General features: G+C 70.6%; 10 protein-coding genes and 1 riboswitch. Of the genes, 4 read left to right on the top strand and 6 right to left on the bottom strand.

The window, feature by feature from the left end:
* Window positions 1–263 precede the first annotated feature (263 nt).
* From ACZ6KY_RS24120 to thrC, 3 genes are all read right to left on the bottom strand, one after another.
* On the bottom strand, window positions 264–467 hold the full coding sequence (locus tag ACZ6KY_RS24120) for a cold-shock protein (protein ID WP_005315736.1): 204 nt from the start codon (window positions 465–467) through the stop codon (window positions 264–266).
* Window positions 468–922: 455 nt separating this feature from the next.
* Window positions 923–1,198 (bottom strand): MoaD/ThiS family protein, encoded by a 276-nt coding sequence (locus tag ACZ6KY_RS24115; RefSeq protein ID WP_469312346.1) that lies wholly within the window; start codon window positions 1,196–1,198, stop codon window positions 923–925.
* Window positions 1,195–2,493 carry a threonine synthase gene (gene thrC / locus ACZ6KY_RS24110; protein WP_469312345.1) on the bottom strand — a complete coding sequence of 433 codons (1,299 nt, stop codon included), beginning with the start codon at window positions 2,491–2,493 and terminating at the stop codon, window positions 1,195–1,197. Before thrC ends, ACZ6KY_RS24115 begins: the two co-directional genes overlap by 4 nt.
* 15 nt (window positions 2,494–2,508) lie before the next feature.
* Window positions 2,509–2,665: riboswitch (SAM riboswitch) on the bottom strand.
* A 205-nt stretch (window positions 2,666–2,870) separates the two neighbouring features.
* On the opposite strand from thrC, the gene ACZ6KY_RS24105 reads away from it, so the two are divergent.
* Both ACZ6KY_RS24105 and ACZ6KY_RS24100 read left to right on the top strand, forming a co-directional pair.
* Window positions 2,871–3,815 carry a glucosyl-3-phosphoglycerate synthase gene (locus ACZ6KY_RS24105; RefSeq protein ID WP_469312344.1) on the top strand — a complete coding sequence of 315 codons (945 nt, stop codon included), beginning with the start codon at window positions 2,871–2,873 and terminating at the stop codon, window positions 3,813–3,815.
* Window positions 3,816–3,892: 77 nt separating this feature from the next.
* Window positions 3,893–5,344: an alpha,alpha-trehalose-phosphate synthase (UDP-forming) gene (locus tag ACZ6KY_RS24100; protein WP_469312343.1), complete on the top strand. Its 1,452-nt coding sequence runs from the start codon at window positions 3,893–3,895 to the stop codon at window positions 5,342–5,344.
* 94 nt (window positions 5,345–5,438) lie between these two features.
* Here ACZ6KY_RS24100 and otsB read toward each other — a convergent pair whose 3' ends face one another.
* From otsB to ACZ6KY_RS24085, 3 genes are all read right to left on the bottom strand, one after another.
* Window positions 5,439–6,293 (bottom strand): trehalose-phosphatase, encoded by an 855-nt coding sequence (otsB, locus tag ACZ6KY_RS24095; protein ID WP_469312342.1) that lies wholly within the window; start codon window positions 6,291–6,293, stop codon window positions 5,439–5,441.
* Window positions 6,294–6,413: 120 nt separating this feature from the next.
* Window positions 6,414–6,641, bottom strand: coding sequence for a DUF3263 domain-containing protein (locus ACZ6KY_RS24090; RefSeq protein ID WP_469312341.1), 228 nt, complete (start codon window positions 6,639–6,641; stop codon window positions 6,414–6,416).
* 55 nt (window positions 6,642–6,696) lie between these two features.
* On the bottom strand, window positions 6,697–7,980 hold the full coding sequence (locus ACZ6KY_RS24085; protein ID WP_469312340.1) for an ABC transporter substrate-binding protein: 1,284 nt from the start codon (window positions 7,978–7,980) through the stop codon (window positions 6,697–6,699).
* 144 nt (window positions 7,981–8,124) lie between these two features.
* Between ACZ6KY_RS24085 and ACZ6KY_RS24080 the strand changes: the two genes are divergently transcribed.
* The gene (locus tag ACZ6KY_RS24080) at window positions 8,125–9,120 is read left to right on the top strand and encodes an ROK family protein (RefSeq protein WP_469312339.1); all 996 of its coding nucleotides are present in this window, start codon (window positions 8,125–8,127) and stop codon (window positions 9,118–9,120) included.
* A 7-nt stretch (window positions 9,121–9,127) separates the two neighbouring features.
* The gene (gene nagA, locus ACZ6KY_RS24075; RefSeq protein ID WP_469312338.1) at window positions 9,128–10,312 is read left to right on the top strand and encodes an N-acetylglucosamine-6-phosphate deacetylase; all 1,185 of its coding nucleotides are present in this window, start codon (window positions 9,128–9,130) and stop codon (window positions 10,310–10,312) included.
* Window positions 10,313–10,337 lie beyond the last annotated feature (25 nt).

Genomic DNA, 10,337 nt, shown 5'->3' with positions numbered 1-10,337 from the left:
AGCCTCTTTTCCCGCAACTTGGTCTTTTGGGGGTGTTTCTTTCCCAGAAAGGTGGGTTGGGGGGTGTTTTTTTGGGGGGGTTTCCGGGTTTCCCCCCCCCCCCCCCCGAAGGGGGGACGCTCGCGTGCGCGCGGGCGCGCGCGAGACAGGCGGACGGCAGGCGGAGGGCGGCCGAAGGCCGTCGAGGACGCACGAGGGGCCCGCATCCCTGGTGGGATGCGGGCCCCTCGGCGTGAGTGCGTCGGTGGCCGTTCGCGCCCGGACTAGACGGCGAGTTTGACCATGTCCGCCTGCGGACCCTTCTGGCCCTGCGAGATCTCGAACTCCACTCGCTGACCCTCTTCAAGGGTGCGGTAGCCGTCCATCTGAATCGCGCTGTAGTGCACGAAGACGTCCGCACCACCGTCGACCGCGATGAAGCCGTACCCCTTCTCCGCGTTGAACCACTTGACGGTGCCCTGAGCCATGCCTAACTCCCCTATTACTGGCCCTTGCACAGATCCGCACTTCGCGGATCCGGGTCAGACCTCACCCCCCAAACGGTTGGGGGTGTGCGCCGGAACGCGTCGACCGCGGCTGAATGTATCTGTCCAACTGCCCTCTGCAACAGGTCAATCGGACGAGAATTCTGGGCATGGCTGATCAATGACATGCGGAGAACCCGCAAGGATTCAGGGCAAGTCGGGCCCCGTAAATGCCATAAACAACCCATAAAGGGGAGGCAGTTTGGCTACTTCTTGTCGGCCGCCGAACGGGTACTCATATGCGTCCGGCATGAAACCAACATCGAAAGCGAAGTCGCTTCCCCAACTGTAGCGCCCTCAACCATACAGAATTGCCCCCTCCGTTTCTCTCACGGAGGGGGCAATTCGATGAACTCTGCGTGTCCGGCATTACCGAGGGTAACGAAACGGGGTAACGGTCAGCCTCCGGCGACGGCCGGAATGATCGAGACGCCCACACCGTCCGGGGTCGCCGTCTCCAGACCCTGCTCGAACCGCACGTCGTCGTCGTTGACGTACACGTTGACGAAGCGGCGCAGCTTGCCCTGGTCGTCCAGAACGCGCGCGGCGATGCCCGTGTGGTTCTTCTCCAGGTCGGTGATGACCTCGGCGAGGTTCGTGCCCTCGGCCGTCACCTCGGCGGCGCCACCGGTGTAGGTGCGCAGGATGGTGGGGATGCGGACGTTGACGCTCATGATGCGAGGCCAGCCTCTCGGAAGGAGTCGAGGTTCGGGCGGATGGTCGCGGTCAGCCCGGTGTCCGAGGCCACCGCGTCCAGGGTCTTGAGGCCGTCGCCGGTGTTCAGCACGACCGTGGTCAGGGTCGGGTCGAGGAGACCGCTCTCGATCAGCTTGCGCGTGACGCCGACGGTCACCCCGCCGGCCGTCTCCGCGAAGATGCCCTCGGTGCGCGCGAGCAGCTTGATCGCGTCGACGATCTGCTCGTCGTTCACGTCCTCCACCGCACCGCCGGTGCGCCGCGCGATGTCGAGCACGTACGGCCCGTCCGCGGGGTTGCCGATGGCGAGCGACTTGGCGATGGTGTCCGGCTTCTGCGGCCGGACGACGTCGTGTCCTGCCTTGTAGGCGACGGACACCGGGGAGCAGCCCTCGGCCTGGGCGCCGAAGATCTTGTACGGCCTGTCCTCGACGAGCCCGAGCTTGATCAGCTCCTGGAGACCCTTGTCGATCTTCGTGAGCTGGGAGCCGGAGGCGATCGGCACGACGAGCTGGTCCGGCAGCTTCCAGCCGAGCTGCTCGCAGATCTCGTACGCCAGCGTCTTGGAGCCCTCGGCGTAGTACGGCCGCAGGTTGACGTTGACGAAGCCCCAGCCCTCGCCGGCCGGGTCGCCGATCAGCTCGGAGCAGAAACGGTTCACGTCGTCGTAGTTGCCCTGGATGCCGACGAGTTCGCCGCCGTAGACCGCGGCCATGACGACCTTGCCCTGCTCCAGGTCGTGCGGGATGAACACGCAGGAGCGGAAGCCGGCGCGGGCCGCCGCGGCGCCCACGGCGCCGGCGAGGTTGCCGGTGGAGGAGCAGGAGAGGGTGGTGAAGCCGAAGGCGCGGGCCGCTTCGATGGCCTGGGCGACGACGCGGTCCTTGAAGGAGTGCGTCGGGTTGCCGGAGTCGTCCTTGACGAAGAGCTTCCCGGCGTCGACACCCAGCTCGCGGGCCAGGTTGTCGGCCTGCACGAGCTTGGTCCAGCCCGGGTTGATGTTCGGCTTGTCCGCCACGTCCGCGGGGACGGGCAGGAGGGGCGCGTAGCGCCAGATGTTCGCGGGTCCCGCTTCGATGCGCTTACGGAGCTCTTCGGTCTCGTAGGCCGAGAAGTCGTAGGCGATCTCCAGCGGGCCGAAACACTCCTCGCAGGCGAAGACCGGGCCGAGCGGGACGCGGTGTCCGCACTCGCGGCAGGAAAGCGCCGCGGCCGGGCCGAGGTCCACCGCTTCGGCGGAGTTCGTGGTACTTGCATCTGTCTGCGCAGCCATGGAGGCGAGGCCCTTTCCTCATCTTCCTCACGACGCACTTCGCCGTGAGACGGATTTGGCACCTTCCCGAGCCGGGAGCCTCGCGACGCGATCGACATCGATCGGTACGAGACCGGCTGGAGGGTTGCCGGGGCTTCATCGGGCCGTATCCCTCTGCCCCTCTGGATGAGCGGTATTTGATTGTTGAACTGTTGAACGCGATACATGCCGACGATCCAGGACATGCGATGGTCATCCGCGTTGTTCAAGACTGTAACCGAAGGCCAGGACAGTTGAGATAGTCGTCCGAACCGCGAGACGACGGCAATCGATCTGCCGCTGGCCGCAGCGGGCACGCCGATGAGAGCGTGTGATCAGACAGTGAGGAGCCGCAGACCGTGCTGAAAGAAGTCGAAAGCTGGCTGAGCACACGCTCCTGGTCCGTGACCGACCGCCCCCTCCACCGGCTCATGGCCGCCAAACGCGTCACCGGGTCGACGGTCAGTGTCGTACTGCCCGCGCTCAACGAGGAGGAGACGGTCGGCGAGATCGTCGCGATCATCCGCCACGACCTCATGCAGCAGGTGCCCCTCGTCGACGAGATCGTCGTCGTCGACTCGGGCTCCACGGACCGCACCTCCGCGGTCGCCGCCGCCGCGGGCGCGCGTGTCGTGCACCGCGACGACATCCTCCCCCGGATCCCCGCCGTGCCCGGCAAGGGCGAGGTGCTGTGGAGGTCGCTGCTCGTGACGAGCGGGGACATCGTCTGTTTCATCGACGCGGACCTCAAGGAGTTCTCGTCCGACTTCGTCTCCGGGATCGTGGGCCCGCTGCTCACCGATCCCGGCGTCGACCTGGTCAAGGCCATGTACGACCGTCCGCTGGGCGGCGCCACCGGCCAGGGCGGCCGGGTCACCGAGCTGATGGCCCGCCCCCTGCTGAACATGCACTGGCCGCAGCTCGCGGGCTTCGTCCAGCCGCTCGGCGGTGAGTACGCGGCCCGCCGCTCGCTGCTCGAACAGCTCCCGTTCCCCGTCGGCTACGGCGTCGAACTGGGCATGCTCGTCGACGCCCTGCACCTGGTGGGCCTGGACGCCCTCGCCCAGGTCGACGTCGGGGTGCGCAAACACCGCCACCAGGACGGCCAGGCGCTCGGCCGGATGGCCGCCGCGATCTACCGCACCGCCCAGCTCCGGCTGGCGCGCGGCCATCTGATCCGCCCCGCCCTCACCCAGTTCGTGCGCGGCCGGGACGGTTTCCAGCCGCGCACGTACTCGGTCGACACGGAGGAAAGGCCCCCGATGACCGAAATCTCCGAGTACCAGCGGCGCAAGGCCGCGTAGGCAGGACCGGCCGGCCGCGACCGCATACGGCCGAAGTGAACGTTTGAGCGTTTCGAGACGGGGCTAGGTTTCGAGGCATGGCTTCAACGCACGGTGCCCACCGGATTCTGGTCGCGTCCAACCGCGGCCCGATCACCTACGAGGTACGGGAGGACGGTTCGCTGCACGCCCGGCGCGGCGGTGGCGGCCTCGTCTCGGGACTCTCGGCGATCGGGCCGGACGCGGGCGCCCTGTGGGTGTGCTCCGCCCTCGGCGACGGCGACCGGGAGGCCGTCGCGCGCGGAGTCGGCGAGGACGGCGTACGGATGCTGGCGATCGACGCCGAGGTGCACGCCGACGCGTACAACGGCATCGCCAACTCCGTGCTGTGGTTCGTCCACCACATGCTGTACCAGACCCCGCTGGAGCCGGTCTTCGACGCGAAGTTCCGGCGCCAGTGGGCGTCGTACCGGACCTACAACCGCGCCTTCGCCGAGGCGCTGGCCGAGGAGGCCGCCGACGGCGCCTCCGTGCTGGTCCAGGACTACCACCTGTGCCTGGTGCCGGGGATGCTCCGCGAGCTGCGCCCCGACCTGCGCATCGGCCACTTCTCCCACACGCCGTGGGCGCCCGAGGACTACTTCCGGATGCTCCCCGACGACATCCGCGCGGAACTGCTGGACGGCATGCTCGGCGCCGACCGGCTGGCGTTCCTGACCTGGCGGTGGGCGACGGCCTTCATGCGCTGCGCGGGCGAGATCGACCCCGGGCGCTACCGCGTGACCTCGCCCTCGGACGCGCCGCCGGCGGTCGAGCACCTGGACGGCGGCCCGCCCCGCCGGACCCGCGTCGGTGTGCACGGCCTCGGCGCGGACGCCGAGTTCCTGCGCGAGCGCTCGCACCGGGCGGACGTCGAGGAGCGGATGGCCGCGCTGCGCGAGGAGATCGGCGAGGGCCGCAGGACCGTCGTACGCGTCGACCGGACCGAGCTGTCCAAGAACATCGTGCGGGGGATGCTGGCGTACCGGCAGCTCCTCGACGAGCACCCGGAGTGGCGCGAGCGGGTCGTCCACGTGGCGTTCGCCTACCCCTCGCGGCAGGACCTCGCGGTGTACCGGGACTACACGGCCGAGGTGCAGCGCGTCGCCGACGAGATCAACTCCCGCTACGGAACGCCGGGTTGGACCCCGGTGGTGCTGCACGTCAAGGACGACTTCGCGCGCTCGCTCGCCGCGTACCGGCTGGCGGACGTCGCCCTCGTCAACCCCATCAGGGACGGCATGAACCTCGTCGCCAAGGAGGTCCCGGTCGTCTCCGACGAGGGCTGCGTGCTGGTGCTCTCGCGGGAGGCCGGGGCGTACGAGGAGCTGGGCGAGGACGCGATCTCCGTGAACCCGTACGACGTGATCGGTACGGCACGGGCGCTGCACGAGGCACTGACCATGCAGCCGGGCGAACGGGCCGAGCGCACCAAGCGGCTGGCCGCCGCGGCCACCGCGCTGCCCCCGGCCCAGTGGTTCCTGGACCAGCTGCGCGAGCTGGAGGCCTGACCGGCGGCCCGTCACCCACCGTCCGACAGCACCCTTGTTCCAGCCAGGTTGTCCCAGCCGGTCCTCTCAGCCCGGTTGTCCCGGTCCGGTTGTCTCAGGCCAGCCGGGCCGCGAGGGCGGCGAGCAGGTGGACGACTCCGGCGGGGCCGTCGACCACCAGGTCGGCCCGTTCGGCGAGTTCGCCGACCTCGGAGCTGCCGCTGCACACCAGGAGTCCGGGGACCCCGTCGGAGCGGAGCTTGTCGACGGCGGCGAAGGCCGGCAGGTCGCCCAGGTCGTCACCGGCGTACAGGACGGCCTCGGCGCCGATCTCCCGGATGTACTCCATGAGGGCGACGCCCTTGTCCATGCCGGGCGGGCGCAGCTCCAGGACCATGCGGCCCGGCTCGACGATCAGGCCGTGCCGGCCGGCCAGTTCGGCCAGCGGCTCCCGGAGCGCCTCGAAGGCGGCCTGCGGGTCCTCGGCGCGGCGCGTGTGCACGGCGACCGCACGGCCCTTCTCCTCGATCCAGGTGCCCTGCCAGGCGCCGATCCGGTCGAGGAACCCCGGCAGTTCGGCGCGGACGGCGGCCACCCCGGGGTGCGGGGCGGGGGCGGTGACCGTGCCGCTCACCGCGTCCCAGCGCTCGGCGCCGTAGTGGCCGAGGACGACGAGGTGCTCAAGGCCGGGGACGCCCGCGAAGTCGCCGTGGCGCACGGCCACACCGGCCGGGCGGCCGGTGACCACGGCGACGGAGGCGACCTTGGGGGCGAGCGCCGCGAGGGCGGGGACCGCGCCGGGGTGCGCGCGGGCCCGGTCGGGGTCGGCGACGATGGGGGCGAGGGTTCCGTCGAAGTCGAGTGCGACGACCGTGCGGGTGGGGCGGGTGAGGATCGCCTCCAGAGCGTCGCGCCCGGCGGGGGTCACCGGGGCCGGCGAGAAGTCCTTGGATTCGGGGTGGCTGCCCATGGGTCGACCCTATCCGGGTGGCGGCGGGCGCACCCCTGACTCATGGCCGAGCGGGGGACCCGTCGGCCGGAATGCCCCGATCCCACCGCTCGATCTCTCCGCCGGCCCTCTCCCCCGCCCTCACCGCTCGTCGCGGCGGGCCTCCCGTACCCGGCGGAGCCTGTTCACCGTGACCGGGTCGTGCGCCAGGGCCCTCGGGTCGTTCAGCAGCGCGTTGAGCAGCTGGTAGTAGCGGACCGGGGCGAGGCCCAGCTGTTCGCGTATGGCGCGCTCCTTGGCGCCCGGCCCGGGGAAGCCGCGGCGCTCCAGGGCGAGGATGCTCCGTTCGCGCGCGGGCAGCTCTTGCATGGACAGCACGGTAGTCCCCGGCACCGACACGTGCCGGGGCCGGGGACCGCGCCGGTCAGGACAGGGGCCGCCGGCCGGCACTGTCCGCCATGGTGGCGCCGCTCTGGAGCGAGCCGAGAATCCGGGCCGGGTCGCCGTTCGGGCTCACGGCCCGGGCGATCTCGTTCTTGACGTCGGCGCTGACGCCGGCCCAGGAGGTCTTGCCGACCGGGTAGAGAACCGAGGCCGGAAGCTGGGCGAGGAAGGGCTTCAGGTCCGCGTCGGCCCGGTCGGACGCCATCGCGTCGGAGGCGGAGACGGTGACCGGCAGCAGGTGGTACTCGTGGGAGAAGGCGAGGACGTTCTTGTCCTGGTAGACGAAGTCGAGGAAGTCGCCGATCTGCTCGCGGTGGCCGTTCTTCTTGAAGGCCATCATCCAGTCGGCGACACCCATGGTGGCCTTGCTCCGGCCGTCGGCGCCGGGCATCGGCACCATGCCGAACCGCACGCCCGCCTTCGCGGCCTGTTTCATCAGCGTGGGGTGCCCGACGAGCATTCCGACGTCACCCCGGGTGAACGCCGAGAACGCGTCCGCGCGGTTCAGCTTGGCAGGTGCGACGGGTCCGGTGAGGCCCTTGCCGACCAGTTCGTCCTTGAGCCAGGTCAGCGTCCGGATGTTCTGCGGGGAGTCTATGGAGTACGTGCCGATGTCGTCGGTGTACCCGTCGCCTCCGCTGAGCAGCCACTGCATGGTCTCCGCCTGCGCCTCCTCGGGGCCGAGCGGCAGCGCGTAGGGGAACTTCACGCCCCGGGCCTTGAGCACGCCGGCGTCGGCCGCGAGCTCGCTCCAGGTCTTCGGCGGGGTGATCCCGGCCTCGGAGAACAGGGTCTTGTTGAAGAAGAGCAGCCGCGTGGACGCGGCGAACGGCATGCCGTACTGCGTGTGGTCCGTCTGCCCCGCGTCGGTGAGCTCGGAGGCGAAGTCGGCCTGTACGGAGGTGGAGAGGAGGTCGTCCACCTTGTAGAGCCGGCCCTTCGCCGCGTAGTCGGCGTAGGCGCCGATCTGTGCCATGTCCGGGGCGTGGCCCGCCGCGACCATCTCCTTGACCCTGCGGTCGACATCGGTCCAGGGCAGGACGCTGACGTCGACCTTGATCCCCGGGTGGCCTGCCTCGTATTCCTTGACCAGGCCGTCCCAGTACTTCTGCGAGCTGTCGGCCTTGGAGTCGCCGTAGTCAGCGGCCACGAGTCTCAGCGTCACGTCGGAGGAGCCGCCGGCCGAACCGCCGCAGCCGGCGAGGACCGCCGTCATGCCGAGGGCCGAGATTGCCGCGATCGTTCCTGTCGTGCCTCGCTGCACCGCTTGTTCTCCCCGAGCCTCTGAGCCGTATCGGCTGCGTCTTTGCTTCTGCGTCCGTTGCATCCGTCTCGGAATGCGGATACAAGGTCTACACCACGTGAGTGGACTAGACCTCTCTAGGGGTAAAGGGCGACACTGTCCCCCGTGAGACATGTCATCGCCCTCGATGTGGGCGGCACCGGGATGAAGGCCGCCCTCGTCGGGGCGGACACCGAGCCTTCCTCGGGCCACCCCGACGTGCCGCCGTCGCGGACCCCCGGGCACCCCGCGCTGCTGTACCAGGCCCGCCGGGCGACCGGCCGTGAGCGCGGGCCCGACGCCGTCGTCGAGGAGATCCTCGACTTCGCCGCCGAACTGCGCGCCTACGGCGAGGAGCACCTCGGCGAGAGCGCCCTGGCCGCCGGCGTCGCCGTCCCCGGCATCGTCGACGCGCGCAACGGCATCGCCGTCTACGCCGCCAACCTCGGCTGGCGCGATGTCCCGCTGCGCCGGCTGCTCGGCGAGCGGCTCGGCGGTGTGCCCGTCGCGCTCGGGCACGACGTGCGCACCGGCGGGCTCGCGGAGGGCCGGATCGGCGCCGGACAGGGAGCGGACCGTTTCCTCTTCGTCCCGCTGGGCACCGGGATCGCGGGCGCCATCGGCATCGACGGCAGCGTCGAGGAGGGCGCGCACGGCTTCGCGGGCGAGATCGGCCACATCGTCGTACGGCCCGGCGGGGCCCCTTGCCCCTGCGGGCAGCGCGGCTGTCTCGAACGGTTCGCCTCCGCGGCGGCCGTCAGCCAGGCCTGGGCCGAGGCGTCCGGCGACCCGGAGGCGGACGCGGCGGACTGCGCCAAGGCCGTCGAGTCGGGCGACCCGAGGGCACGGGCCGTCTGGCAGGAGGCCGTCGACGCGCTCGCCGACGGCCTGGTCACCGCGCTCACCCTGCTGGACCCGCGCACGCTGATCATCGGTGGCGGGCTCGCCGAGGCGGGGGAAACCTTGTTCACACCTCTGCGGGCCGCGGTCGAACGACGCGTCACCTTCCAGAAGCTGCCGTCGATCGTCCCCGCCGCCCTCGGGGACACCGCCGGTTGCCTCGGTGCCGGGCTCCTCGCCCGGGACCTCCTGAACACCACTCCTACGACTCCCCGGAGGTAACCACCCGATGGCCCCTAGCAAGGTTCTCGCCGGCGCCCGGGTGGTACTGCCCACCGGGATCGTGCACGACGGCCGCGTGATCATCGACGGTCCGCGGATCGCCGACGCGGGCGACCCCTCGGCACAACCTGCCGGAGTCCTTGGGGGAATCCCCGCGGACACGCCCGTGACCGACCTGTCCGGCCACTGGGTGGTCCCCGGCTTCGTCGACCTCCACAACCACGGCGGTGGCGGCGCCTCCTTCACCTCGGGAACGGCCGAGGACGTCCTGCGGGGCATCCACACCCACCGGCTGCACGGCACCACGACTCTCGTCGCCTCGACCGTCACCGGTGACATGCACGGCCTCGCCGAGCGCGCCGGGATGCTCTCCGAACTGGCCGAGCAGGGCGACCTGGCGGGCATCCACTTCGAGGGCCCGTTCATCTCGCCGTGCCGCAAGGGCGCGCACTCCGAGGCCCTGCTGCGCGACCCGGACCCGGCGGAGGTCCGCAAGCTGATCGACGCGGCGCGCGGCCGGGCCGCCATGGTCACGCTCGCCCCCGAACTGCCGGGCGGCCTCGACTCCGTACGCCTGCTCGCCGAACACGGGGTGATCGCCGCGATCGGGCACACCGACGCGACGTACGAGCAGACGAAGGCGGCCATCGACGCGGGCGCGACCGTGGCGACGCACCTGTTCAACGCGATGCCGGCGCTCGGACACCGCGCGCCCGGCCCCATCGCCGCCCTCCTGGAGGACGAGCGGATCACCGTCGAGCTGATCAACGACGGCACGCATCTGCACCCCGCCTCGCTGGAGCTGGCGTTCCACCACGCGGGTCCCGGCCGGGTCGCGTTCATCACCGACGCGATGGACGCGGCGGGCTTCGGCGACGGCCGCTACATGCTCGGCCCGCTGGAGGTCGAGGTCGCGGACGGCGTCGCCCGCCTGGTGGAGGGCGGTTCGATCGCGGGCTCCACCCTCACCCTCGACCGCGCCTTCCAGCGCGCCGTCACGGTCGACAGGCTGCCGGTCGAGGACGTCGTGGCGGCCATCTCCGCCAACCCCGCCCGACTGCTCGGCCGGTACGACCGGGTGGGCTCCCTGGAACCGGGCAAGGACGCGGACCTCGTGGTCCTCGACGCCGACTTCGCGCTCAAGGGCGTGATGCGCGGCGGAGAATGGGTGGTCGATCCCCAACTGAGGTGATTCATTCCTTTGTTGTCCACGGCGG

The sequence above is a fragment of the Streptomyces sp. NPDC042002 genome, from assembly GCF_055588305.1.
This window is presented reverse-complemented; position numbering and strand designations above follow the sequence as displayed.